The organism is Stenotrophomonas sp. TWI602 (assembly GCF_039674045.1).
In the GTDB taxonomy this organism is placed as follows: Bacteria; Pseudomonadota; Gammaproteobacteria; order Xanthomonadales; family Xanthomonadaceae; genus Stenotrophomonas.
The window spans coordinates 555,220-579,656 of the sequence record NZ_JBDJMT010000001.1; the positions used below are offsets into that span (position 1 = coordinate 555,220).

General features: G+C 67.1%; 21 protein-coding genes and 1 pseudogene. 17 read left to right on the top strand and 5 right to left on the bottom strand.

What is annotated here, in order from left to right; all coding sequences use genetic code 11:
• Positions 1 to 4 precede the first annotated feature (4 nt).
• Both ABE483_RS02415 and ABE483_RS02420 read left to right on the top strand, forming a co-directional pair.
• Positions 5 to 1,195 (top strand): methyl-accepting chemotaxis protein, encoded by a 1,191-nt coding sequence (locus ABE483_RS02415; protein ID WP_121036770.1) that lies wholly within the window; start codon positions 5 to 7, stop codon positions 1,193 to 1,195.
• 99 nt (positions 1,196 to 1,294) lie between these two features.
• Positions 1,295 to 1,591, top strand: coding sequence for a hypothetical protein (locus ABE483_RS02420; RefSeq protein ID WP_346481037.1), 297 nt, complete (start codon positions 1,295 to 1,297; stop codon positions 1,589 to 1,591).
• Between the two features lie 369 nt (positions 1,592 to 1,960).
• Here the strand turns inward: ABE483_RS02420 and ABE483_RS02425 are convergent, their stop codons facing one another.
• The gene (locus ABE483_RS02425) at positions 1,961 to 4,747 is read right to left on the bottom strand and encodes an EAL domain-containing protein (protein WP_346481038.1); all 2,787 of its coding nucleotides are present in this window, start codon (positions 4,745 to 4,747) and stop codon (positions 1,961 to 1,963) included.
• A gap of 150 nt (positions 4,748 to 4,897) precedes the next feature.
• Here ABE483_RS02425 and ABE483_RS02430 point away from each other — a divergent pair, with 150 nt between their 5' ends.
• Together ABE483_RS02430 and ABE483_RS02435 are read left to right on the top strand one after the other, a co-directional pair.
• On the top strand, positions 4,898 to 7,003 hold the full coding sequence (locus tag ABE483_RS02430; protein WP_346481039.1) for a PAS domain S-box protein: 2,106 nt from the start codon (positions 4,898 to 4,900) through the stop codon (positions 7,001 to 7,003).
• A gap of 3 nt (positions 7,004 to 7,006) precedes the next feature.
• Positions 7,007 to 8,764 carry an EAL domain-containing protein gene (locus ABE483_RS02435; protein ID WP_313212296.1) on the top strand — a complete coding sequence of 586 codons (1,758 nt, stop codon included), beginning with the start codon at positions 7,007 to 7,009 and terminating at the stop codon, positions 8,762 to 8,764.
• A gap of 238 nt (positions 8,765 to 9,002) precedes the next feature.
• Here ABE483_RS02435 and ABE483_RS02440 read toward each other — a convergent pair whose 3' ends face one another.
• The 4 genes from ABE483_RS02440 to flgA all read right to left on the bottom strand — a co-directional run bounded on the left by ABE483_RS02440 (position 9,003) and on the right by flgA (position 11,705).
• Positions 9,003 to 10,226 (bottom strand): ATP-binding protein, encoded by a 1,224-nt coding sequence (locus ABE483_RS02440; protein ID WP_313212295.1) that lies wholly within the window; start codon positions 10,224 to 10,226, stop codon positions 9,003 to 9,005.
• Positions 10,227 to 10,310: 84 nt separating this feature from the next.
• On the bottom strand, positions 10,311 to 10,643 hold the full coding sequence (locus ABE483_RS02445; protein ID WP_026070037.1) for a hypothetical protein: 333 nt from the start codon (positions 10,641 to 10,643) through the stop codon (positions 10,311 to 10,313).
• 2 nt (positions 10,644 to 10,645) lie between these two features.
• On the bottom strand, positions 10,646 to 10,948 hold the full coding sequence (gene flgM, locus ABE483_RS02450; protein ID WP_313212294.1) for a flagellar biosynthesis anti-sigma factor FlgM: 303 nt from the start codon (positions 10,946 to 10,948) through the stop codon (positions 10,646 to 10,648).
• 109 nt (positions 10,949 to 11,057) lie between these two features.
• Positions 11,058 to 11,705: a flagellar basal body P-ring formation chaperone FlgA gene (flgA, locus tag ABE483_RS02455; RefSeq protein ID WP_313218283.1), complete on the bottom strand. Its 648-nt coding sequence runs from the start codon at positions 11,703 to 11,705 to the stop codon at positions 11,058 to 11,060.
• Between the two features lie 105 nt (positions 11,706 to 11,810).
• On the opposite strand from flgA, the gene ABE483_RS02460 reads away from it, so the two are divergent.
• The 13 genes and pseudogenes from ABE483_RS02460 to ABE483_RS02520 all read left to right on the top strand — a co-directional run.
• A complete protein-coding gene (locus ABE483_RS02460) occupies positions 11,811 to 12,755 on the top strand; it encodes a chemotaxis protein (RefSeq protein WP_070471614.1) in 945 nt (314 codons plus the stop codon).
• A gap of 230 nt (positions 12,756 to 12,985) precedes the next feature.
• Positions 12,986 to 13,381, top strand: a complete 396-nt coding sequence (flgB, locus tag ABE483_RS02465; RefSeq protein ID WP_152150781.1) for a flagellar basal body rod protein FlgB — start codon at positions 12,986 to 12,988, stop codon at positions 13,379 to 13,381.
• Between the two features lie 3 nt (positions 13,382 to 13,384).
• Positions 13,385 to 13,792, top strand: coding sequence for a flagellar basal body rod protein FlgC (flgC, locus tag ABE483_RS02470; protein ID WP_088435081.1), 408 nt, complete (start codon positions 13,385 to 13,387; stop codon positions 13,790 to 13,792).
• Positions 13,793 to 13,818: 26 nt separating this feature from the next.
• Complete coding sequence (locus ABE483_RS02475) at positions 13,819 to 14,505, top strand: flagellar hook capping FlgD N-terminal domain-containing protein (RefSeq protein WP_313212292.1); 687 nt, start codon at positions 13,819 to 13,821, stop codon at positions 14,503 to 14,505.
• Positions 14,506 to 14,536: 31 nt separating this feature from the next.
• Complete coding sequence (flgE, locus tag ABE483_RS02480) at positions 14,537 to 15,760, top strand: flagellar hook protein FlgE (RefSeq protein ID WP_346481040.1); 1,224 nt, start codon at positions 14,537 to 14,539, stop codon at positions 15,758 to 15,760.
• Between the two features lie 32 nt (positions 15,761 to 15,792).
• The gene (locus tag ABE483_RS02485) at positions 15,793 to 16,548 is read left to right on the top strand and encodes a flagellar basal body rod protein FlgF (RefSeq protein ID WP_121036760.1); all 756 of its coding nucleotides are present in this window, start codon (positions 15,793 to 15,795) and stop codon (positions 16,546 to 16,548) included.
• 105 nt (positions 16,549 to 16,653) lie between these two features.
• Positions 16,654 to 17,439: a flagellar basal-body rod protein FlgG gene (gene flgG, locus ABE483_RS02490; protein WP_346481041.1), complete on the top strand. Its 786-nt coding sequence runs from the start codon at positions 16,654 to 16,656 to the stop codon at positions 17,437 to 17,439.
• Between the two features lie 22 nt (positions 17,440 to 17,461).
• Entirely contained in the window at positions 17,462 to 18,154 is a 693-nt protein-coding gene (gene flgH / locus ABE483_RS02495; RefSeq protein WP_346481042.1) for a flagellar basal body L-ring protein FlgH, read from the top strand.
• Positions 18,155 to 18,161: 7 nt separating this feature from the next.
• Positions 18,162 to 19,376 (top strand): flagellar basal body P-ring protein FlgI, encoded by a 1,215-nt coding sequence (locus ABE483_RS02500; RefSeq protein WP_346481043.1) that lies wholly within the window; start codon positions 18,162 to 18,164, stop codon positions 19,374 to 19,376.
• Between the two features lies 1 nt (position 19,377).
• Entirely contained in the window at positions 19,378 to 20,592 is a 1,215-nt protein-coding gene (gene flgJ, locus ABE483_RS02505) for a flagellar assembly peptidoglycan hydrolase FlgJ (RefSeq protein WP_313218277.1), read from the top strand.
• Positions 20,593 to 20,600: 8 nt separating this feature from the next.
• Positions 20,601 to 22,481 (top strand): flagellar hook-associated protein FlgK, encoded by a 1,881-nt coding sequence (gene flgK / locus ABE483_RS02510; protein ID WP_346481044.1) that lies wholly within the window; start codon positions 20,601 to 20,603, stop codon positions 22,479 to 22,481.
• A complete protein-coding gene (flgL, locus tag ABE483_RS02515; protein WP_346481045.1) occupies positions 22,478 to 23,686 on the top strand; it encodes a flagellar hook-associated protein FlgL in 1,209 nt (402 codons plus the stop codon). Before flgK ends, flgL begins: the two co-directional genes overlap by 4 nt.
• An 86-nt stretch (positions 23,687 to 23,772) precedes the next feature.
• Positions 23,773 to 24,378: pseudogene (locus ABE483_RS02520) on the top strand (flagellin); the annotation flags it as partial.
• Positions 24,379 to 24,437 lie beyond the last annotated feature (59 nt).

Sequence of the window (24,437 nt, forward strand, 5' to 3'; positions counted from 1 at the left end):
GTCCATGTACTCACGCCTCTTCATCCGTCTGGCCGCCCCCCTGGTCCTGACCCTTCTGCTTCCCTTTGCCATCGGCTTCGAGTGGCCAGCCGCCCTGCGTTGGGCGATCCTGAGCACGATGACGCTCAGCTGGCTCGGGTTTGCCTGGTGGAGCGCCCGCGCCCAGACCCAGCGTTCGCCTGAGCAGGCCCGCATCCTGCGCGAGCAGGACCAGTTGCTGACCGAGCTGCGCTCGTTTGTCGGCAACGAAATCGAAGGCTCGCGTGGCGAGGTCGAACGTGCCCGCGATCTGATCCGACATGCGGTCGGTGGCCTGGGCAGCAGCTTCGATGCCATGAACCGCAAGTCGCGCCAGCAGAGCCAGGCCCTGGCCCGTATCGTCGACCGCGCCGGTGACGAAGGTGGTGCCGGCGTCGACGTGGCCCGTTTCGCCCAGCACGCCAGCCATCGCATGGAGCAGCTGGTCGAGGCGCTGGAGCAGGTCAGCGGCCAGAGCAGCACCACCGTGCAGCACATCGACCAGATGGCGCAGCACCTGGATGGCATTTTCGCGCTGCTGGAAGACGTCAAGTCGATTGCCGACCAGACCAACCTGCTGGCCCTGAACGCCGCCATCGAGGCCGCGCGTGCTGGTGAAGCCGGCCGCGGTTTCGCGGTGGTCGCCGACGAAGTCCGCAACCTGTCCGAGCGCTCCACCACCTTCAACGAGCAGATCCGCAAGCTGGCCCACAGCTCCAAGGACGCCATCGCCAAGGTGCGCGAGACCGTCTCGCACATGGCCTCCCGCGATATGGACCGCTCCCGCGAAGCGCGCCATGAAGCCGCGCAGATGCTGGACAACGTGGCCCAGATCAACGCATCGCTGGGTGACGGCATGCGTGAGATCTCCGAGTGCGGCCGCGCCATCGACAGCAGCGTCGCCGAAGCCGTGCGTGCCCTGCAGTTCGAGGACATCGCCACCCAGGCCCTGGGCGGCGTGCATACCCACCTGGATCGCCTGACCGCGATCAACCGCGAGGCGGTGGCCCTGCAGGAACTGCTGCATCGCAGTGGCGGCGTGTTCGACGAAGAAGTCGTGACCGCCCTGCAGCGCACCGGCACCCGCCTGCGCGACATGCGCACCGAGTGGGAGCGCCCGCCGCACAAGGCCGTCGCCCAGCAGAGCATGGCCGCCGGCGCGGTCGAGTTGTTCTGATCCAGCTTTACCGTGCCCTTCCCGGCACACCCTGCGGCCCCGGTTTACCCCGGGGCCGTTGTGCTTGCACTACCCGCCTTGGCTGCAGATGATTACCTGATGTTGAACGCGTCCCTGCTGTCGGTTGCCTCTGTTGTCCCCGCCGAGCTGGAGCCGGCGGTGCCGGGCAGTGACGCCGTCACTCTCGCAGCCGCACCTGCCCCTGCGGCTGCGCCACTGCAGGGCCGCGCCCTGATCGCCCGGCTGGAGCAGCTTGCCCAGCAGGAACTGGCGCAGCTGGCCAGGCGCCCCTCGCCCGCCATTGCCGCACTGCCACCCGCGATCGATCCTGCCCTCGCCGGCCTGGCCTGGGATCTGGGCTTGAGCGGTGATGATCTGGGTGCAGCTGCGCGCTGACGGCGCGGCATCCGCCACGTCTCCCGATCAGTCTGTATCGATGCAGTTACCGGAGCGCAATTGCTCCGTCGCGGATCCGCGAAAGGCATTCAACATGGATATCCTACCGCCTTGCCTGGCGTGAGCCTGCCGATGCGCGACTACTACCGGATCGAATGCTACACAGCCGAACGTAAACGCACGCTCGGCCATTGCTGCCTGCCCATCCTGTTGTGAGAGTCGCTGGTGGCGAGGATCGACTGCAAAGGAAGTCCTCCCGCATCTCGCCAGGGCGCTGCACCAGTAAGGCTGGCGACGCCGTTGGCACCCCCGCCTGATTCTCAGTGTCAGGTCAGGCGGGAAGCCCCGCACAGGGCGACGACGCCGCCCTCAAACGCTTTGCGTCACCGCCGCATAACTCTCGCGTGGCGGCGTCTGGGTACCCAGCTTCAACCACTGCGCCAGATCGCGCGGGGCCAGCGGGCGCGAGTACAGGTAGCCCTGGATCTCATCACAGCCCTGGCGGCGCAGCATCGCCTCTTCCTGCTCGGTCTCCACCCCTTCGGCCACGACCTTCATGCCCAGCGCATGGCCCAGATGCACGATCGCCTGGGTGACTTCGGCGGTGCCGGCATCGTGCAGCATGCCCTGCACGAAGCTGCGGTCGATCTTGAGGCGGCCGACCGGGAAGCGATTGAGATAATGCAGGTTCGAGAAACCGGTGCCGAAATCGTCGACGGCCAGCGGCACGCCGTGGCGCTCGAGGACATCGAAGCAATGCCGCAGCACCTCGGTGTCACGGATCAGGGCGGACTCGGTCAGCTCCAGCTCCAGGCGCTGCGGTGGCCAGCCGTGGGCGTGGCAGATGTCGATCACGCGCTCGGCAAAGCCGCGGTCGCGCAGCTGCACGGCCGAAACGTTCACCGCCACGCGGTCGAACTGCAGGCCGGCAGCGTCCCACGCGGCGGCCTGGCGGCAGGCTTCGGCCAGCACCCAGTCGCCGATGCGCACGATCTCGCCGCACTTCTCGGCTATCGGGATGAACTCGGCCGGGCTGCAGTAGCCGATGCCGGGGCGATGCCAGCGCAGCAGCGCCTCGATCGCCGGGGGCTGGTCGTTCTCGGCATGCATCAGGGGCTGGTAGGCCAGGGTGAACTCTTCGCGTTCGATCGCGCCAAGCAGCGCGTGCTCGATCTCCAGCTTGCGCTGGATCTTGGCCAGCGCGTCCTGGCTGTAATACTGGTAGGTGTTGCGCCCGGCTTCCTTGGCCGCGTACATCGCCGCATCGGCGGCGCGCAGCAGTGATTCGAAATCCTGGCGGCTGTCGTCGAGCATCGCGATGCCGACGCTGGCGCCGACCTTCAACGTGCTCTCGCCGCGGTGCAGCGGCTCGGCCAGTGAGGCGATCAGCTTGCGCGCGACGTGGCCCGCGTCTTCCGGCGCGGCCAGGTCGCGCAGCACCACGATGAACTCGTCCCCGCTGAAGCGCCCGAACAGGTCGTTGTTGCGCAGGCTCTGGTGCAGGCGCGAGGCGGCCGCCTTGAGCAGCGCATCGCCGGTGGCGTGGCCGAAGGTGTCGTTGATGGTCTTGAAGCCATCCAGATCGATGAACAGCATCGCCAGCGGGCTGCCGCGGTCGCGGGCTTCCTCGATGGCGTCTGCGGTCTGCTCGCGCAGCAGCATGCGGTTGGGCAGGCCGGTGAGCAGATCGTAATGCGCCAGCAGCTCAATGCGCTCGTTGGCTTCGCGCTCGCGGGTGATGTCACGGAACAGCACCACGAAGCGGGTCGGCAGGCCATCGCGGCGGTCCAGCTCGATCAGCACCTGCACCCAGATGCGCAGCCCGGACTGCCGGTAGAAACACAGGTCCAGCTGCTCGGGCAGCCCGCCCTCGGCGATCCGCAACAGGGCCGCCTCGAACGCGTCGCGCGAGTCCTGGGTGTACAGGCTCAGTGCCTGGTCCAGGCTGATCGCCTCCTTGCGCAGGCCGTGGATGCGATAGCACTCCTCGGTCCACTGCATGTGGCGGGTGCCTACCTCGATCTCGCAGCCGCCGATGCGACCCAGCGCGGAGACGCGATTGAGCAGCTCGGTGCGCCAGCGGATCAGCGCATCGGTCTGGTGTTGCTCGGTGATGTTCTGGACCTGCCCGAGCAGGCGCTGGATCCGCCCGTCCGGACCGATCAACGGCTGCATCCACACGCGCAGGTGCAGCGCACCGCCGTTGTCACGAATCAGCTCCAGCTCCAGGGTGGTGGCCGCGCCATCGCGCCACATCCGGCGCCAGGCGCCACGCAGCCGGCCGCGGGAGTGCGGCTCCAGCTGGCGCAGCCAGTGGCGGCGGCCGTGCAGCGGTGCGTCACCGGTCTCCAGCAACGCCCGGAACTCGGGCGACCACCAGAACTGGCGCGCCTCCGGATCCCACGACCAACTGCCCATGCTGGCGATCCGCTGGGCTTCGCGCAGGTGTACCTGCTGCTCGCGCAGCTGGGCTTCCATCTGCTTCTGGGCCTGGATGTCGGTGTGGGTACCGACCATCCGCAGCGGCTGGCCGTCGGCCGTGCGGGTGACCACGCGGCCGCGATCCAGCACCCAGCGCCACTCCCCGTTGGGATGGCGGGCACGGAACTGGGTGGTATAGGCATCGCTCTCGCCGCGCAGGTGGGCATCCATCGCCAGGCGCACCGCGGGCTGATCGTCCGGGTGGACGTTCTCCAGCAGCGCGCTGACACCGTCGGCATGACTGTGGAAATCCTCGATGGGCTGGCCGTCCCAGCGCCGTGAGCGGCGCACACTGTCACTGGGCAGATCCCAATCCCACAGCCCGTGCCCGGCGTGATCCAGAGCCACTTCCCAGCGGCTGCCCGCATAGGCGGCGACCGGCTCGGGCACGCTCAGGGTGAAGGCCAGCAGGTGCCCATCCGGATCGTGCACCGCGCGCATCCAGCCATCGAAGCGACCACCGGGCCCGCCGGGAAGCTGGCAGGGCACCAGCCCACCGTCGGCGGCGAGCAGGCGCAGGTCTTCCAGCACCTCCCCGTAGGCGGCGACCGTCGCCGGCAGGCCATGCTCGCGCGCGGCCGGGTTGGCGGCGATCGGGCGACCAGCACGGTCGAGGATCACCAGCGCCGAGGCCAATGGGTGCTGCAGCAGACTCGCGATAATCCCTTGGTCCACGCCCTGTAACTCCGATAACGCACCCGACAACCGGGGAACGCAATCGTTAACGGCGGAGATTGCGGTTTATTGAGTTCCCTGGTGCCCTGCATCCTCGCCCGGGGCAGGTAAGATGACACTCGCCTTGTCCGATTGGCCCCGCCCTGCCCCATGTCGACCCGCCTGCCAGGCCCTTCCGAACCCGCTGCCGAGACCCCGCTGGCACGCGATCTGCGCCGCGACCGCTGGCGTGTGGTCGTGGCCTACCTGGTGCTGGCCCTGGTGTGGATCCTGAGCAGCGACGCGGCGGTCAAGCTGGTGGCCGGGGATCTGCAGACGGCCGCGCAGTGGCAGACCATCAAGGGCACATTCTTCGTCGTCGCCAGCGCGGCCCTGATCTATCTGCTGCTGCGCCCGCTGGCCCAGCACGTGCTGCACACCCACGCGCGGCTGGAGAGTTCGGAAACGCGCCACCGGCAGATGTTCGAAGGCAATCCCGGGCCGATCCTGGTCTACGACCTGGCGTCGCTGGCGATCCTGGACGTCAACCCGGCCGCGGCCAGCTTCTTCGGCTTCAGCCGCGAGGCCTTCACCGCGATGCCGATCACCGCGCTGTGGCCGCCCGGGCACGAGGCCATGCTGGAGGCCAAGCTGGACCACATCCGCGTCAATCCCGAGCAACTGTGCGTGATCACCGCCGACCTGCTCCTGAGTGACGGCAGCACCCGGCGGATGGAGATGCGCAGCAATTTCATCGATTACGGCGGCCGTCGCGCGCGTCTGTTGATCGCGATCGACCGCACCCGCGAAGACCAGGCGTTGTTGCGCCGCGACCAGGCGCTGGCCCGGGTGGAAGAAGCGCACGAGATGGCGCGCATCGGCGCATGGGAGATCGATCCGGCCACTGGCCTGGGCCGGTACGCCAATCAGGTGTATCGCCTGCTCGGGCGGCGCGCGCCCGACGCCCGGCGCTGGCACCGGTTCGATGAGCTGCTGGTGCCGGCCGATCCGGCCACGGCGGCGCTCAGCGAACAACTGTTGCAGGAGATGAGCTCCGGCGAGCCCGTGCAGATCGATGTACTACTGCCGCTGCTGGCGATGGACGGGCGCGCCCTGATGGTGCACCTGCGCGCCGAGAGCGGCCAGGACGACGCCGGCCGCCCGCGCGTGCTGGGCACCTTGCAGGATGTCACCGAGCGCGAGCAGTCGCGGCGCCTGCTGCGTGAGCGCGAAGAACAATTCCGCGAGCTGGTGCGGGTACTGCCTGATGGCGTGGTGATCCTGTCCGAGGAGCACGTGCTGTACGCCAATGCCTGCGCGGCCACCCAATTCGGCTACGGCCACCACACCCTGCTCGGCGAACCGCTGGCCGCCCTCGTCACCGACGACGACCTGCCCCGCGTGCGGGCGCAGTTGTTCGCCCAGTTGCCCCTGCAGAGCGCCGGGGCTGGCGAAGTGATCGGCATGCGACGCTTCAACGGCCAGGCCTTCCAGGCCGGCCTGGCGGTCGGCGATGTGCGCTACGGCGGGCGCAACTGCAAGCTGCTGATCGTGCGCGACCTCAGCGAGCCCGAGCGCATCCGCGAGGCGCTGGAAACCAGCAACCGTGAGTTGCAGGCGATGGCCGGGCGACTGTTCTCGCTGCAGGAGGACGAGCGCCGGGCGATCTCGCGCGATCTGCACGACGACATCGGCCAGGCGATCACCGCGATGAAACTGTCTGCCTACGCCGCCCAGGACGAGCAGGACGCCGCCCGCCGCGATGAAGACCTTGCCCAGATCATCCAGCTGGCCGATGCGACCGTCGGCAAGCTGCGCGACATCTCCACCCTGCTGCGCCCACCGCAGCTGGATGCGCTGGGGCTGGAAGCGGCACTGCGCTGGCAGGCCGGCGTGCTGTTCCGCTCGGCGGCGATCGAACTGCTGCCGGACATCCAGTCCCTGCCCCGACGCCCGGCCGGCGACATCGAGCAGGCGTGCTTCCGCATCGCACAGGAAAGCCTCACCAACGTACTGCGCCACGCCCGCGCCAGCCAGGTCAACCTGCACCTGCGCGATGTGGACGACCACGGCCTGCACCTGCAGGTCCGCGATGATGGCGAGGGCTTCGACCCGGACGGCCCGCGCGGCCTGGGCCTGATCGTGATGCGCGAGCGCGCGCAGAGCGTGGGTGGCACATTACGCATCGAATCGGCGCACGGCGCCGGTACCCTGATCGACCTTTACCTGCCGTACCGCGCCGCCGGCGCGACGGCTCACGACGCTCTGGAACACTGACCCATGTGGAACCCTTCCCTGCCCCTGGTCAGCATCGAGGATGCACCGCCCCGCCTGGGCGCGGGCAACCCCGAGCTGCAGGCCATGGTGACCGAGGCTGCCTCTGGCGGCACGCCGCTGATGCTGATGCACGTGGATATCGACCACTTCGCTTCGGTCAACGAGAACATGAGTGCGGAGGTGGGCGATCAGGCCCTGGTGCTGGTCGCACAACGCCTGCAGCACCACCTGCGCGGGCGCGGCAAGCTGTGGCGCCACGGCAGCGATGAATTCCTGCTGGCCGTGCCGCGCACTGCGGACATGCCGCTGCCCGAGGACCTGGCCGAGGAAATCCGCCAGCAGCTGGAGCTGCCGCTGTCGGTGCTGCCGTACACGTTGTTCATGACCGGCAAGCTGGGCGTGAGCCTGTGCCCGGAGCACGGCACCGGCGTGTCGCGCCTGCTCGACCACGCCGAAGATGCGCTGCACCAGGCCGCCCGCGAAGGCGGCAATGCGGTGCGCATCCACGCGGTGGATACACCGTCCAGCGCACATAGCGAGAGCATCATCGCGCGCCAGATTGTCGACGCCATCCCCAATGGCGAGCTCAAACTGCGTTACCAGCCGCTGGTCAGCGCCCGCGACGGCCACGTGGTCGGCATGGAAGCACTGCTGCGCTGGCAATCGCCCACGCTGGGCATGCTGGTGCCGGAGCGCTTCATGCGCACCGCCGAGCGCCTGGGCATCATCGTGCAGATCGGCACCTGGGTGCTGGAAGGCGCGCTCAAACAGGCCAAGCTGTGGCGCGACCAGGGCTTCGATGACTTCACCATCGCAGTGAACGTATCCACCCTGCAGTTGCTGCGCCCGAACTTCTTCGCCGAGGTCATGTCGCTGATGCAGGCCGCTGGCGTCCCGGCGCAGATGCTGACGCTGGAGATCAACGAAAGCGCGCTGACCAACAACGTCAACTTCGTGCACGAAACCCTGGTCAACCTGCGCAACGAAGGCATCAGCCTGAGCCTGGACAACTTCGGCACCGGTGATTCCAGCCTCAGCGCGCTGGTCCGGTATCCGGTGGACAAGCTCAAGATCGACCGCAGCTTCATCAAGAGCGCGCCGGCCGGCAACCGCGAAGCCGCGATCGCCCGCGCGATCATCGCCATGGGCCACCAGCTGGGCATGACCGTGATCGCCAACGGCGTGGAATCCCAGGCCCAGCTCGGCTTCCTGCGCCGCAACGACTGCGATGTGTTCCAGGGCTATCTGTTCGGCGAGCCGATGTCGGCCGATGCCGCCGGCATGACCCTGCGCCGCCGTTACCTGCGTCCGGAGGCCTTCGCAGAAACCCGTCCGGACCGCACGCTGCTGCTGCTGGATGACGAAGAAAACGTGCTGCGCTCGCTGGTGCGCCTGTTCCGTCGCGACGGTTACCGCATTCTCGCTGCCGGCAACGTGCGCGATGCCTTTGATCTGCTGGCCATCAACGACGTGCAGGTGATCCTGTCCGATCAGCGCATGAGCGACATGAGCGGCACCGAGTTCCTGGGCCGGGTGAAGATGCTCTACCCGGATACGATCCGCCTGGTGCTGTCCGGTTACACCGACCTCAACACCGTGACCGACGCGATCAACCGTGGCGCCATCTACCGGTTTCTGACCAAGCCGTGGAACGATGATGAGCTGCGCAAGCACATCCACCAGGCATTCCGCACCCACGAGGAGCAGCGCCGGGCGAACACGGCACCGGCGCCAGCGCTGCCGGCGGTTGACGCGGAGTGAGTCGGATTGGGGCGGATTTAGACGGATTGAGGCGGATTTAGACGGATTTAGACGGATTGACGCGGAGTGAGGCGGATTGAGGCGGATTGAGGCGGCAGCCGACCAACGGTCGGCTCTACGTTGCACGCGCCGGAGATCCTGGTAGAGCCGACCGTTGGTCGGCTGCTCTTGCCCAACCGAACGCGATGCCTGAAAGCCCGCGCAATGCGGGCCAGCAGCTGGCGCAACCGTTGTCGGATCAGCGCGGCTGTTTGATCGGCAGCACCAGCCGGAACTTGGAGCCCACGCCCGGCGTGCTCTCCAGATCGATGCGGCCATGGTGCTTGTTGATGATGCTGTAGGAGATCGACAGCCCCAACCCGGTGCCGCTGCCGACCGGCTTGGTGGTGAAAAACGGATCGAAGATGCGCTGGCGCAGGTCCGGCGAGATGCCGCCGCCGGTGTCTTCGAATTCCACCCAGACCGTGTCGCCCTCCACCCCGGTGCGCACATGGATCGTGCCGCGGTCGGCAATGGCGTGGCCGGCGTTGAGCAGCAGGTTCATGTACACCTGGTTCAACTCCGACGGCAGGCACTCCACCAGCGGCAGCTGGCCGAACTCGCGGTGCAGGGTCACCTTGTACTTGAGCTCGTTCCAGATGATGTTGATCGTGGATTCCAGGCCCGCATGCAGGTCCACCAGCTTCCACGACTCATCCCGGCCGGAATACGAGAAGTCCTTCAGATCGCGCACGATCCGGGTCACCCGCTCGATGCCCTCGCGTGATTCGGCCATCAGCTGCGGAAGATCGCGGCTGATGAAATCGATGTCGAAGCGTTGGCGGATGTCATCGATTTCCGGGATCAGCGCCTTCGGGTCCGGCGCACGCAGGGCCCGCTCATAGGCTTCGATCACGGTGAACAGGCTGCGCAGGTATTCCTGCAGGCTGCCGAGGTTGGAGTGCACATAACCGATCGGGTTGTTGATCTCGTGCGCCACACCGGCGGCGAGCTGGCCGATCGAGGCCATCTTCTCCGACTGCAGCAGCTTTTCCTGGGTGCCGTTGAGGCGCAGGTAGGCCTGGCGCAGTTCGGCATGGCGCTGCTGCAGCTCGCGCTCGTAATCCTCCTGGCCTTCGATGCGGCGGAACAGGGCCAGATAGTGCCGCTGGCCGCCATCGTCATGATGGTAGACGTGGGCGATGACCATGCGCTCGTCGACCGGCAGGCTCCCGTTCCAGTGGCCGTTGAGGCGCGCCTGTTCCAGCGCATCCGGTGGCAGCAGCTGGCGCAGCCATTGCGCCGGGGTGAGGGCGGCATCGCGCTCGGCCTGGCCGAGGATCTCGCTGACGGCGGCATTGGCCAGCGCCACGCTGCCATCCTCGCGGAACAGCAGCACGCCCTCCTTGATCCGTTCAAACAGGGCAAGCAGGACCGGATGCGGGGGCAACGGGGCGGTGACAAGGGCGGAAGTTACGGTCACGGTCACATCGAGGCGGCTGGAAACAGGCGCTCAATATACGCGGTGACGTTCACATCGGCAGCCGGGGGCCGCCAGACGGGGAGATCAGGCGACCGCGAGGGGCCGCCGGGTATGCAGGATGTGCGACTGGCCCTTGGCGTCATACGCCGAGGATTCTTCACTGCGGCCGAGCTGGCGCAGGGCCCAGTTGACCTCGCGGCGGCGGCGCGACAGCAGCACACCGTTGGCGTGGTTGCGCTCGGCCAGTTCCTGCACGCGTTCGGCCTGGCCGACCGGCAGCGCGGCCTCGAGCGCCCGAAGCGCTTCCAGTTTGGCGCCGGTCGCACGGATCAGCGCGTGCACGTCATGCTCGACCAATGCCTGGCGTTCGACGTCCAGGGCATCGCTGAGGCGTTGCAGCGGCTCGCTCATCGCCAGCTTCATCCCTGCAGCTGCTGGTCCAGCTCAAGCATGCGCGAAGCGATCGCGTCAGGATTGATCTTGTAGCTGCCGTTCTGCAGCGCATCGCGCACCGCCTGCACACGCCCGGCATCGATCGCCGGCGCCGTGGACAATTCACGCTGCAGGGTCTGCAGGCTGGTGGCTTCGCCGGTCAGGCGCAGGCTGTCAGCGGCTTCCACCGGCCGGGCCGGGGCATCGGTGCTGACGCTCGGCTTGTTACCCGGAGCGACGCTGCGCAGATGGGCGGTGGCCGGGAGGTTGCCGTCGATTTTCTGGCTCATGGAGTTGTCCTGGGAATGCGGTTCACAAGGGATAACGGCCGGGCGGACGCCATCTTTAGGGGAATATTGCAGGTTTTGCCGGAAAAGTGGCGCGTATTCACAATCGTGTTCAGCGCGTCACTAAAACGTCACCGCTGGCCGCGACGGTGCCCTGCACGATCTTGCGGGACGACAGGTTCTCGACCGAGACCCGCTCGTTTTCGCCGGCATCGGCCATGGCGCGTCCGGCCACCCGGACCTCCACCCCGCCCCGCCGCGACACCAGCGCGACGCTGTCGCCCCGCCGCACCAGCCGCTGCGCGACCAGGTCATTGGCCGACAGCAGGCTGCCCGCACTGAGGGTCCTGCGTGCCACGCGACCGACCGCCGCGGCCGGATCGGCCAACGCGGCGCCGGCGATCCGGGCCGCATCACGCTGGCCAGTGGTGATATCGGCGGCCGCCAGGGTTTCTCCAGCGGCCACGCCACGGTTGAGGATGAGCACCGTCTGGTTGCGACGCACTTTTACGGGTACGAACAGGCGCCAGCCGCCCGCATCGGGGCAGCTGACCTCCACGGTGCTGCTGCCGGTTGGCTGGGCCGCCAGCGGCTGGCCGCAGGCCGGCAGGCGCAGTGCCGAATCCAGCGTGGTGTCACCTTCGCTGCCGGCCGGGAGGGTGCCCAGCGCCGCCTGGCGGATGCTGTCCACGGGTTGCCAGCCGCCGGCGGCCCAGGCGGGCGCCACCAGCACCAGCGCGGCAAGGACAAGAGAACGCATGGGCACTCCAGGGGCAAGGAACATGGGCAGCACGATGCAAGCGCCGTGCCGAAGCCTGGCGCACGCCGCGCTCAAGTCATCGCCACCGCCGCCGATACCAAGCCCATGTCCCATGACCTGCTCAACCGCATCGACCAGCGTACGCGCCTGGCCGGCCACAATCGTCTGGCCCTGCTGCTGTTCCGGCTGGGGGGACGTCAGCTTTTTGGCGTGAACGTGTTCAAGGTGCAGGAAGTCCTGCGGCGCCCGGATCTGTTCCAGGTGCCCGGGCTGCCCAGCCAGTTCGCCGGTGTGGCCGATGTGCGTGGCCGCTCGGTGCCGGTGCTGGACCTGGGCCTGGCGATCGGCCATCCCGAGCGTGAGCCCGATGCCGACAAGGCGCCGGGCTATCTGGTGGTGACCGAGTTCAACCGCTCCATCCAGGGCTTTCTGGTCAGTGGGGTGGAACGCATCGTCAACATCGCGGTGGAAGACATCCATCCGCCACCGGAACTGGGCGCCGAATCGAGCTACCTGACGGCGGTGACCCGCTTCCAGGGCGAGCTTATCCAGGTGATCGACGTGGAAAGCGTGCTGGCCGACATCGCCGAGATCCGGGGCGAAGCGGTGCTGGACCCGTCCATGGCCCTGCCCCCCGATGCCCCGCCGATGCAGGTGCTGGTGGTGGACGATTCGCGCGTGGCCCGCCAGCAGATCCGCAGCGTGCTGGACCAGCTGGGGGTCGGGGCGACCCTGCTGTCGGACGGCAAGCAGGCGTTGGACCACCTGCTGCAGATCCACGCCTCGGGCGAGAACCCGGCCGAGCGCTACGCCATGGTGATCTCCGATATCGAGATGCCGGCGATGGATGGTTACACCCTGACGACGGAAATCCGGCGTCACCCGGGCCTGGCCGGCCTGTACGTGCTGCTGCACACGTCCTTGTCGGGCGTATTCAACAACGCGATGGTCGAGCGGGTCGGTGCGAACGCGTTCGTGGCCAAGTACTCCCCGCATGAGCTGGCGGACTTCCTGCTGGACCGCCTGCGCAAGGTGGCGATGGCGGCGTAAAGGGCGGCCGGCCTTGGTGTCGGCGCCCTCCCTCGGGTTGGTTGACGGCATCCACGCATGGCGTGGATCTACGCTGAGGGCTGTTTCCTGACTCCACGCGGGGCCTTGGCCTCCCTGGCGTGGTGAATCTCCCGGCGTGAATGATGCCGCCGGGCACCGGCCCCTCTCTTCTGCCGCCCCTCTGGCACGCCGCTTGCACTGCCCCAGGCATCGTCCCGTGGGAGTGCGTCATGCCCAATCTGATTTCGAACTATCTGGGTGTCCACGCCCAGGCCATGCCGTTGCGCGAGCAGCGGATGAAGCTGATCGCCAGCAACCTGAGCAATGCCGACACCCCCGGGTACAAGGCCCAGGACCTGGACTTCGATGCCGCCCTGCGCAATGCCCAGGGCCTGGATGGCAACGGTCTGCTGAAGACCACCAGTGAAAAGCACTATGAGATCGGCGGCGGGTTGAACCCGTTCCAGATCGCCAAGGAAGGCGTGCAGCCGAGCATCGACGGCAACACCGTCGACCCGGATGCCGAACGCGCCGCCTATGGCCGCGCCGCGCTGGAGTACCGCGCCTCGCTGAGCTTCGTCGAATCCAAGGTGCGCTCGATGCTCACCGCGATCACGGGGCAATAAGCCATGAGCAATCTGCCCATTTTCGATATCGCCGGCTCTGCGCTGCAGGCGCAGTCCGTGCGCATGAGCACCATCGCTTCCAACCTCTCCAACGCCGATACCGTCGCCGGGTCGGCCGATGCGGTCTACAAGCCGCTGGAGCCGATCTTCCAGTCGGTCACCAGCCGCACCGACCCGAACATCACCACGGTGCAGGTCAAGGAAATCAGCCAGAGCAACGCCGCGCCGATCCAGCGCTACGAGCCGGGCCACCCGCTCGCCGATGCCGATGGCTACATCTACCAGCCCGACGTGGATCCGGTCGCGCAGATGGTCAACCTGATCTCCACCTCGCGCAATTACCAGGCCGGCGTGGAAATGCTGACCACCGCCAAGGAACTGGCGCTGGCCACGCTGACCATGGGTCGCTGACCCTCTTACCGCAGGAATCCCCTCCCATGAGCAGCACCAACGGCGTTGGCCAGAACAGCAGCGATATCTACACCGCGCTGGGCCTGAACGCGCCCAACAGCGATACCAGCAAGAAAAAGAGCACCCTGGACCAGGCCGATTTCATGCGCCTGATGACCGAGCAGCTGCGGCACCAGGACCCGCTCAAGCCGATGGACAACACCCAGATGGTCGCGCAGATGGCGCAGCTGTCGCAGGTCCAGGGCATCACCGACCTCAACAACACGGTCAAGGGCTTCCAGGATTCGATGTCCAGCGACCAGATCCTGCGCGGCGCGGCCCTGGTCGGCCACGAAGTGCTGGTGCCGTCGGAGAAGCTCGCGCTGGAGAAGGACGGTGACGTCACCGGCATGGTCGCCGCGCCCGGCGCCGGCTTCGTGACGGTGGACATCACCGATGCCAACGGCGTCAAGGTCAACCAGATCAGCGTGGAAGCCAAGGCCTCCGGCGAAGTCACCTTCGACTGGGACGGCAAGGACGCCAACGGCAACCGCATGGCCGAAGGCACCTACACCATCGCCGCCTCGCATACCGATACCGCCGGCACCAAGACCAAGCTCAACACCTACGTGCAGGCCCCGGTGGAGAGCGTCACGGTCGGCACGGACGGCCTGTACCTCAACCTCAAGGGTCTGGGCACGGCCCCGATCGACTACGTGCTCCGCATCAGCTGAGCCGCCTTACCCGCATCCACAGGAGCATCCCATGGGCTTCAACGTCTCGTTGTCCGGCATCAACGCAGCCAATGCCGATCTGAACGTCACCGCGAACAACATCGCCAACGTCAACACCACCGGCTTCAAGCAGTCGCGCGCGGAGTTCGCCGATCTGTTCTCGGCCACCAGCTATGGCCTGTCCAAGAACGCGGTCGGTTCCGGCGTGCGGGTGACCAACGTCGCCCAGCAGTTCTCGCAGGGCAACAACGAACAGACCGGGCGCAGCCTGGACATGGCCATTTCCGGCGAAGGTTTCTTTACCCTGACCATGAACGGTGAGCGCGTGTACTCGCGCGCCGGCAACTTCCAGACCGACCAGGCCGGCTACGTGACCAACCCGCAGGGCGCGCGCCTGCAGGTGTTCGCCCCGAACGCGGACGGCACCAACTTCGATGCCGGCCGCCTGACCGACCTGCAGCTGATGACCACCGACAGCCCGCCGCGGCAGACCGGCAAGGTCGATGTGAGCTTCACCCTGCCGGCCAACGCCAAGCAGCCGACGGTCGACACCTTCGACCCGACCGACTCCAACAGCTACAACCACTCCACCGGCGGCATCACCGTGTACGACTCGCTGGGCGTGAGCCACACCCAGACCTCCTACTTCGTGAAGACCGAAAACCCGAACGAGTGGCAGGTCTACAACTATGTGGACGGCAAGGCTGCCGGTACCCCGACCACGCTGCAGTTCTCCGACAGCGGTGCGTTGACCAGCCCGGCCAACGGCCAGATCGTCATGGATCCGTTCACCCCGACCACCGGCGCCGGCGTGCTGTCGATGTCGCTGAACCTGAGCGGCTCGACCCAGTACGGCGAGAAGTTCGCGCTGCGCAACACCCAGCAGGACGGCTATGCAGCGGGCAAGCTCAACGAGATCACCGTCTCCGAAGAGGGCATCGTCTACGCGCGCTACTCCAATGGCGACGACAAGGCGCTGGGCCAGGTGGCCCTGACCACCTTCAACAACGCACAGGGCCTGGAAGCCAAGGGCAACAACCTGTGGACGGAGAGCTTCGCTTCCGGCACCCCGCGTACCGGTGCACCGGACAGCTCCAACCTGGGCAAGATCCAGGCCGGTTCGCTGGAAGCCTCCACGGTCGACCTGACCGAGCAGCTGGTCAACATGATCACCGCCCAGCGCAACTTCCAGGCCAACTCGCAAATGGTCTCCACGCAGGACCAGATCACCCAGACCATCATCAACCTGCGTTGATGAGCCACTGACCGCAACATGGGACTACACCGATGGACAAGGCACTCTACGTCGCGATGACCGGTGCACGCGCTTCCCTGCAGGCGCAGGGCACGCTGTCGCACAATCTGGCCAACACCGATACCCCCGGCTTCAAGGAGGCGCTCGCCAACACCGAGGCCTTCCCGATCAAGGGGACCGGCTATGCCTCGCGCGTGGATGCCCTGCACGTGGATGCCGGCTTCAACCGGCGCATGGGCGCCCAGCAGATCACCGGCAACCCGCTGGATCTGTCCCTGCAGGCCGGCAACTGGCTGGCAGTGCAGGCACCCGGCGCCAATGCGGGTGAGGCGTATACCCGGGGCGCGGCGCTGTCGATCACGCCCAATGGCCAGCTGGTGACCGCCGGCGGCCATCCGGTGCTGGATGAGAACAGCAATCCGATCGCGATCCCGCCGCACCAGGCGATGGACATCGGCAACGACGGCACGATCTCGATCATTCCGTTGGGCGAAGGCCCGCAGACGATGGCCAACGTGGGTCGCATCCGCGTGGTGCAGGCCGACGACGCACGGCTGGAACGCGGCCTGGATGGACTGATGCGCAACACCGACCCACAGCAGCCGTTCGTGCAGGCCCAGGGCAAGTCGCTGGAAAGCGGCCAGCTGGAAGGCAGCAATGTGGATGCCGCCGGTGCACTGGTGCAGATGATCCAGCTGCAGCGCCAGTACGAAATGCAGGTGAAAGTCATCAAGCACGGCGATGACAACGCGCGCAGCGCCAACAGCCTGCTGCGCCTGGGCGGCTGACCGCGCGCCGTGACGTAATCCCGGCGCCGTTCTGGCACGCGCCATGCATTGCCCTTCGCAAGGGCCGCACCACGCGGCCACCCGCTACAACACAGGAATGACGCCATGAACCAGGCATTGTGGATCGCCAAGACCGGACTGGATGCGCAGCAGACGCGCATGTCGGTGGTTTCCAACAACCTCGCCAACACCAACACCACCGGTTTCAAGCTGGACCGTGCCAGCTTTGAAGATCTGCTGTACCAGCAGGTCCGTCAGCCCGGCGGCGCTTCCTCGGCGCAGACGCAGTTGCCGTCGGGCCTGCAGCTGGGCACCGGTGTGCGCGTGGTCGCCACCTCAAAGAACTTCGAGCAGGGCAGCCAGCAGCAGACCGGCCGCGCGCTGGATGTGATGGTCAACGGCCGCGGCTTCTTTGAAGTGCAGATGCCGGATGGTTCTTCGGCCTATACCCGCGATGGCTCGTTCCAGCGCAACCAGGATGGCGAGCTGGTCACCAACAGCGGCTACCCGGTGCAGCCGGGCATCCAGATTCCCGAAGGCGCGCAGTCGCTCACCATCGGCACCGACGGCACCATCAGCGTGAAGATGGCCGACGACGCCGCCTCGGTGGAGATCGGCGCGCTGACCCTGACCGACTTCGTCAATCCGGCCGGTCTGCAGGCGCGCGGTGAAAACCTGTTCCTGGAAACCACCGCCTCCGGCCCGGCGCAGAACGGCAACCCCGGCCTGAACGGACTGGGCACCGTGGTGCAGGGCGCGCTGGAAGGCAGCAACGTCAACGTGGTGGAAGAACTGGTCTCGATGATCGAAACCCAGCGCGCCTACGAGATGAACGCCAAGGCGATCTCCACCACCGACGCGATGCTCGGCTACCTCAACCAGAACGTCTGATCGGTCGACCCGGAAACCTGCCATGTCGCATCTTGCCCCTGCCCTCCGCCTGCTCGCCGCCGCCGTCATCGTCGCCACCCTGAGTGGCTGCGTGATCGCCGGCGATGTCCGCCCCTACCCGGCCATGGCGCCGGTGGAACCGATCATGCCGCCCTCGGCCCAGGCCACGGCCGGTGCGATCTACGCCGCCGGCCCCGGCCTGCAGCTGTATTCGGACCGGCGCGCCCGCGATGTGGGCGACCTGCTTACGATCACGCTGACCGAGAACACCACCGCGCAGACCACCGCCAACACCTCCACCTCGAAAGAGTCGGAGCTGAGCATCGGCACGCCGACCATCTTCGGCGCCCCGGTCACGCTCGGCGGCAAGGACATCCTCAGTGCCAGCGCCGCCGGCTCGCGCGATTTCACCGGCAAGGGCACCAGCGCGCAGAGCAACCGCCTGCAGGGCAGCGTGACGGTCACCGTGATCCAGCGCCTGCCCAACGGCAACCTGGTCGTGCAGGGCGCCAAGAACCTGCGCCTTAACCGGGGCGATGAGCTGGTGCAGGTGCAGGGCATCGTGCGCGCGGCGGACATCTTCCCGGACAACACCATTCCCTCCAGCCGCGTTGCCGATGCCCGCATCGTCTACGGCGGCCGCGGCGCGATCGCCCAATCCAACGCGATGGGCTGGCTGAGCCGCTTCTTCAACTCGGCGCTGGCGCCGTACTGAGCCTGACATGACCTTCTCCCTTTCCCTGTTCGGGCAGCGACGCATGGCGTACCCCCACGTGGCGAAGCAGCGACGCGCGGCGTCGCTCTACATGGTGACGCAACGCGTGGTGTCGCACGGCGCGACGCGTGCCGTGCTGGCGCTGCTGGCCGTGTTCGCGCTGGTCGCGCCCGCCTCCGCCGAGCGCATCAAGGACCTGGCCCAGGTCGGCGGCGTGCGTGGCAACGCGCTGGTCGGCTACGGCCTGGTGGTCGGCCTGGATGGCAGCGGCGACCGCACCAGCCAGGCGCCCTTCACCGTGCAGAGCCTGAAGAACCTGTTGGGCGAGCTGGGCGTCAACGTACCGGCCAACGTCAACCCGCAGTTGAAGAACGTGGCGGCCGTGGCCATCCATGCCGAGCTGCCGCCGTTCGCCAAGCCCGGCCAGCCGATCGACATCACCGTTTCCTCGGTGGGCAACGCGGTCTCGCTGCGCGGCGGCTCGCTGCTGATGGCGCCGCTGCGCGGTGCCGATGGGCAGGTCTACGCCATCGCCCAGGGCAACCTGATCGTCGGCGGCTTCGGTGCGCAGGGCAAGGATGGCTCGCGCGTGTCGGTCAACGTGCCCAGCGTCGGCCGCATTCCCAATGGCGCCACCGTCGAGCGTGCGCTGCCGGATGTGTTCAGCGGCGGTGGCGACATCACCCTGAACCTGCACAAGAACGACTTCACCACGGTCTCGCGGATGGTGGCGGCACTGAACACCGCCTTCGGTGAAGGCGCCGCCCGCGCGATCGATGGCGTCACCGTGGCGGTCAACGCGCCGTCCGATCCGGGCGCGCGCATCGGCCTGCTGGCGCGTATCGAAAACCTGGAACTGACCCCCGGCAGTGCGCCGGCCAAGGTGGTGGTCAATTCGCGTACCGGTACGGTGGTGATCGGCGCGCAGGTGCGCGTGGGCGCTGCGGCGATCTCCCATGGCTCGCTGACCGTGACCATCAACGAGAACGCCAACGTCAGCCAGCCGGGCGCGTTCAGTGGCGGCCAGACCGTGGTGACGCCGCAGTCGACCATCACCGCGACCAACGATGGCAGCCGCATGTTCAAGTTCAACGGCGGCACCACCCTGGATGAAATCGTGCACGCGGTGAATGCCGTGGGCGCGGCCCCGGGCGATCTGATCGCCATCCTGGAAGCCCTCAAGCAGGCCGGCGCGCTCAGTGCCGAACTCGAGGTGATCTGACATGCGCATCCAACCGGCCCTGGAACTCAATCCCGCCCAGCCCAACAGCCCGGCCAAGGTCGACAAGGTTGCCCGCCAGCTGGAAGGCCAGTTCGCGCAGATGCTGATCAAGAGCATGCGCGAGGCGAGCTTCGGCGATTCGCTGTTCCCCGGCGAAAACACCATGTTCCGCGAGATGTACGACCAGAAGATCGCCGATGCGATGACCCGCGGCCGCGGCCTGGGGCTGTCGAGCATGATCGCGCGCCAGCTGGGCGGCGCCGAGGGCGAGACGGCCAAGCCGGTTGATACCACGCTCAACCCGGCCGCGGCCCTGCGTGCCTATCAACTCAATGCACCGGCCGCCGGCATGCCGTTGCCGGCCAGCACCACGCCGTCCGCGCCGCGCGAGGTCGACCTGCTGCAGCAGTTGAACGGCGATGCACCGTCCGCGGTGCTGCAGCCGATGGAACGCGCGCTGGACCTGATTGCCGGCCGTGAAAGCAGCCAGATGCACGAGGCGATCGGCCGCAGCGATCCCTATGCGGCGACCCCTGTGACCGATCCAGCCAGCGCCGACTGGGCCATGGCCGATGACCGCTGGACCGGCGTCAACCGCACTACGGCCACCGGCCCGAGCGCCGCCGATACCCTGGCGGCCAACACAGCCGCCGCCGAGCTCGGCCCGCACACGCCGGAAGGCTTCGTGGCCAGCATCTGGGGCCATGCGCAGCAGGCCGCGCGCGAACTGGGCGTGGATGCCAAGGCGCTGGTCGCCCAGGCCGCGCTGGAAACCGGCTGGGGCCGCAAGCTGGTCCGCCGCAGTGGCGGTGACAGCTCGCACAACCTATTCGGGATCAAGGCCAATGGCTGGCAGGGTGAGCGCGCCACCAGCGGCACCCACGAGTACGTCAACGGTGTGCGCCGCAACGAGACGGCGAGCTTCCGCGCCTACAACTCGGTGGGCGAGAGCTTCGCCGACTACGTGCGCCTGCTCAAGACCAGTCCGCGCTACCAGAACGCCCTCCAGGCCGGCAGCAACGTGCGCAGCTTTGCGCAGGGGCTGCAGCGCGCCGGCTACGCCACCGACCCGACCTACGCGGCCAAGATCGCCGCGATCGCCGGCGGCCCGACCATCGAGCGCGCCGTCGCGGCGGTGAGCGATGCCGGCGAGCGCCTGGGCCGCACTTTTGCCAGCACCGCCAGCCCGACCGGGCTGGGTGTCATCCGTCGTTGAGGTAACCCATGTCCAGCGTACTCTCCACCGGCACCAGCGCCCTGCTCGCTTTCCAGCGGGCCCTGGCGACCACCAGCCACAACGTCGCCAACATCAAAACGCCCGGCTACAGCCGGCAGAAGGTGGACTTCGCCACCGCCAACCCGCAGAACTACGGGTATGGCGACGTCGGCAATGGCACCCGCATCACCGATGTCCGCCGCGTGGCGGACCAGCTGGCCATCTCGCGCCTGCTCGATGGCAGCGGTGAGCTGGCGCGCCTGAAGCAGTTGTCCACGATGGCCGACCGGGTCGATGCCATGTTCTCCGACGCCTCCACCAACGTCGCCGGGGTCTGGTCGAATTTCTTCGATTCGGTCAGCGGACTCTCGTCCAACGCCTCGGGCAGCGCCGACCGGCAGAACGTGCTGGACAGCGGCAAGACCCTGGCCAACCGCTTTCAGCAGCTCAATACCCAGCTCAACAACCTCAATGCCGAGGTCAACAATGGCCTGATCGCCGGCGCCACCGAGATCAACCGGTTGGCCCAGGAGATCGCCCAGCTCAATGGCTCCATCGGCAGCAACGCGGCCACGGCCGCCCCGGACCTGCTCGATCGCCGGGACCAGCTGATCGCCAACCTGGTCGGCTACACCGGCGGCAACGCGGTGATGCAGGACGGCGGCATCATGAATGTCTACACCGCCGGCGGCCAGGCCCTGGTGGTCGGCACCACCGCCTCCAAGGTCACCACCGTCACCGATCCGTACCAGCCCGAGCGCCTGCAGCTGGCGCTGGAAAGCCAGGGCCAGAAGATCACCATCAATGGCAAGACACTGGGTGGCCAGATCGGTGGCCTGCTGGAGTTCCGCGATACCGTCCTGACCCCGGCCCAGGCCGAGCTGGGCAAGCTGGCGATCGGCATGGCCAGCAGCTTCAACGACGTCCACCGCCAGGGCGCGGATCTGTACGGCAACATGGGCGGCGACTTCTTCACCATCGGCAACCCACGCATCACCGCCAACAGCAGCAACACCGGCACGGCCAGCATGAGCGCCAGCTTCGGCGATCTGTCCAAGCTGGATGGCCAAAACATCGTGATGAAGTTCGATGGCACCCAGTGGCAGGCCACCCGTGCCGACACCGGCGCCGCGATCCCGATGACCGGCACCGGCACCGCAACCGACCCGCTGGTGCTCAATGGCGTCAGCCTGGTCATGAGCGGCGCGCCGGCCAAGGACGACCGCTTCCTGCTGCAGCCCACCGCAGGCGTGGCCGGCAGCATGGAAGTGGCGATCACCGACACCTCGCGCATCGCCGCCGCCGCGCCGATCAAGGGCACCGCCGCGATGGCCAACACCGGCACCGGCAAGCTCACCGGGGTCAAGGTGACCGACGCGGAGAACGCGGCGCTGCGTAATCCGGCGGCGATCGTGTTCATCAGTGCCACCGAATACACCATCGATGGCGGGGCACCCAACACCTACACCGCCGGGCAGACCATCACCGCCAACGGCTGGAGCTTCGTGCTGGACGGTGCGCCCAAGCAGGGGGACACCTTCAGCATCGGGCCGACCCCGGCCGGTTCCTCGGACAACAGCAATGCGCTGCTGTTGGCCAAGGTCGAAGACGCCAAAACGTTCAATGCAGGCACGGTGACGCTCAACGGCGCGCTGGGCGGCTTGACCACCCAGGTCGGCGCCGCCGCCCGCTCGGCCGAGTACTCGCTGCAGGCCCAGCAGGTGATCACCGACCAGGCCCAGGCCGCACGCGATTCGATCTCCGGCGTGAACCTGGATGAGGAAGCGGCCGACATGCTCCGCCTTCAACAGGCCTACCAGGCGGCATCGCAGCTGATCTCCACCGCCGACACCATGTTCCAGACGATCCTGGGAGCCGTACGCTCATGAACAACCGCATCTCTACCGGCATGATGTTCAACCAGTCGGTTTCGCTGATGCTGGCCAAGCAGGCCAAGCTGAACCATCTGGAGAACCAGATCGCCACCGGGAGCAAGATCGTCTCCGCCAAGGACGACCCGGTCTCGGCCGGCGCTGCCGTCGGCCTGGATCGTGTCGTCGCCGGGCTGGAGCAGTTGGGCAAGAACGCCAACAACGTCCAGAACCGCCTCGGCATGCAGGAGAACGCGCTGGCGCAGGTCAACGACCTGATGTCGCGCGCGGTCGAGCTGAGCATCCAGGCCAACAGCCCGGTACCCAAGAGCAGCGACCTGAAGGCCATCGTCAGCGAGCTGAAGACCATCCAGCAGAGCCTGTTGTCGCTGGCCAATTCCAAAGACGGCAGTGGCCGCTACCTCTTCGGCGGAAACAACGATGCTGACGCCCCCTTCCTGCTCACCGGCGGCAGCGTCAGCTACACCGGTGACCAGAGCCAGCGACAGGTGGAGGTCGCCCCCGGGCAACTGGTGTCCGACGCCTTGCCCGGCAGCGACATCTTCATGCGCATCCGCACCGGCGATGGCGCGGTGGATGCCAGTGCGAGCGCCGCCAACACCGGCAGCGGCCTGCTGACCTCGGTCAGTCGCGACGGCACCGGCGCGTGGGCAGGCGGTTCGCTGACCGTGCACTTCACCGATGCCGGCGACGGCGCTTACGAAGTTCTGGACGCCGGCGGCGCCGTAGTCGGCACTGGCACGCATGCTGCCGGGGAAGACATCGTGGTCGCCGGGGTTCGTCTTCGTATCGAAGGCAAGCCCGCCGCAGGCGATGCGTTCAACGTTGGCGATGCGGATACACGCGACATCTTCTCCACCTTGGACAAGCTGGTCAGCGCGCTGGAAGCTGATCCGTCGACCGACAGCGATCGCACGGCACTGCAGAACACCCTGCAGTCCAGCATCCGCGATATCACCCGCGCATCGGAAAACATGATCGATGCGCGTGCCAAAGGCGGTGCCCAACTGGCCGCCATCGACAGCGCGGCCAGTGCGCGTGAATCCACCGCTGTCACCGTCAAATCCACGCTGTCGACCATGCGTGACCTCGACTACGCCGATGCCATCGGCCAGTACAAGCTGGAGAGCGCTGCTCTCCAGGCCGCACAGACGATTTTCAGCCAGATGCAGTCGATGTCCCTCTTCAACATGATCCGCTGATCCCCCTTCCCTTCATCTGAATCCACGCAGGGCGCATCCCGCGCCAGACCCACCCGACCCGAATAGAGCACCCACGGAGACGCAACATGGCACAGATCATCAACACCAACACGATGTCGCTGAATGCTCAGCGCAACCTGACCACCAGCAGCAACTCGCTGGCCACCTCCATCCAGCGCCTGTCGTCCGGCCTGCGCATCAACAGCGCCAAGGATGATGCGGCCGGCCTGGCGATCTCCGAGCGCTTCACCACCCAGATCCGTGGCCTGAACCAGGCCGCGCGCAACGCCAACGACGGCATTTCGCTGGCGCAGACCGCTGAAGGTGCACTGGGCGAAGTCGGCAACAACCTGCAGCGCATCCGCGAGCTGGCCGTGCAGGCCCGCAGCGCCACCAACTCCTCCTCCGATCGCCAGGCGCTGAATGCCGAAGTGCAGTTGCTGAAGCAGGAAATCCAGCGCGTGGCCGAACAGACCACGTTCAACGGCACGAATCTGCTCGACGGCAGCTTCACCAACCAGGCCTTCCAGATCGGTGCCGATCAGGGCCAGACGATCAGCATTTCGCAGATCGCCAATGCGAATGTACACATGTTGGGAAACTGGACCACGGCTTCCCGCGCCGCTTCGCTAGTGGGTACCACGCCGACCGGCGCGACCGCTGCGGCAGCCACGCCCGCTACTGTAAGCCTCGGTACCATTGTGGGCGGTGCAGGTGGCACTGGCGTAAGCACCCTGGCCACCACCTTCAC

What these genes read in the sequence shown, in the direction of transcription:
- ABE483_RS02415 (WP_121036770.1), top strand. Translation starts at nt 5, where the DNA reads ATGTACTCACGCCTCTTCATCCGTCTGGCCGCCCCCCTGGTCCTGACC.
- ABE483_RS02420 (WP_346481037.1), top strand. Translation starts at nt 1,295, where the DNA reads ATGTTGAACGCGTCCCTGCTGTCGGTTGCCTCTGTTGTCCCCGCCGAG.
- ABE483_RS02430 (WP_346481039.1), top strand. Translation starts at nt 4,898, where the DNA reads ATGTCGACCCGCCTGCCAGGCCCTTCCGAACCCGCTGCCGAGACCCCG.
- ABE483_RS02435 (WP_313212296.1), top strand. Translation starts at nt 7,007, where the DNA reads ATGTGGAACCCTTCCCTGCCCCTGGTCAGCATCGAGGATGCACCGCCC.
- flgM (WP_313212294.1), bottom strand. Translation starts at nt 10,948, where the DNA reads ATGAGCCAGAAAATCGACGGCAACCTCCCGGCCACCGCCCATCTGCGC.
- flgA (WP_313218283.1), bottom strand. Translation starts at nt 11,705, where the DNA reads ATGCGTTCTCTTGTCCTTGCCGCGCTGGTGCTGGTGGCGCCCGCCTGG.
- ABE483_RS02460 (WP_070471614.1), top strand. Translation starts at nt 11,811, where the DNA reads ATGTCCCATGACCTGCTCAACCGCATCGACCAGCGTACGCGCCTGGCC.
- flgB (WP_152150781.1), top strand. Translation starts at nt 12,986, where the DNA reads ATGCCCAATCTGATTTCGAACTATCTGGGTGTCCACGCCCAGGCCATG.
- flgC (WP_088435081.1), top strand. Translation starts at nt 13,385, where the DNA reads ATGAGCAATCTGCCCATTTTCGATATCGCCGGCTCTGCGCTGCAGGCG.
- ABE483_RS02475 (WP_313212292.1), top strand. Translation starts at nt 13,819, where the DNA reads ATGAGCAGCACCAACGGCGTTGGCCAGAACAGCAGCGATATCTACACC.
- flgE (WP_346481040.1), top strand. Translation starts at nt 14,537, where the DNA reads ATGGGCTTCAACGTCTCGTTGTCCGGCATCAACGCAGCCAATGCCGAT.
- ABE483_RS02485 (WP_121036760.1), top strand. Translation starts at nt 15,793, where the DNA reads ATGGACAAGGCACTCTACGTCGCGATGACCGGTGCACGCGCTTCCCTG.
- flgG (WP_346481041.1), top strand. Translation starts at nt 16,654, where the DNA reads ATGAACCAGGCATTGTGGATCGCCAAGACCGGACTGGATGCGCAGCAG.
- flgH (WP_346481042.1), top strand. Translation starts at nt 17,462, where the DNA reads ATGTCGCATCTTGCCCCTGCCCTCCGCCTGCTCGCCGCCGCCGTCATC.
- ABE483_RS02500 (WP_346481043.1), top strand. Translation starts at nt 18,162, where the DNA reads ATGACCTTCTCCCTTTCCCTGTTCGGGCAGCGACGCATGGCGTACCCC.
- flgJ (WP_313218277.1), top strand. Translation starts at nt 19,378, where the DNA reads ATGCGCATCCAACCGGCCCTGGAACTCAATCCCGCCCAGCCCAACAGC.
- flgK (WP_346481044.1), top strand. Translation starts at nt 20,601, where the DNA reads ATGTCCAGCGTACTCTCCACCGGCACCAGCGCCCTGCTCGCTTTCCAG.
- flgL (WP_346481045.1), top strand. Translation starts at nt 22,478, where the DNA reads ATGAACAACCGCATCTCTACCGGCATGATGTTCAACCAGTCGGTTTCG.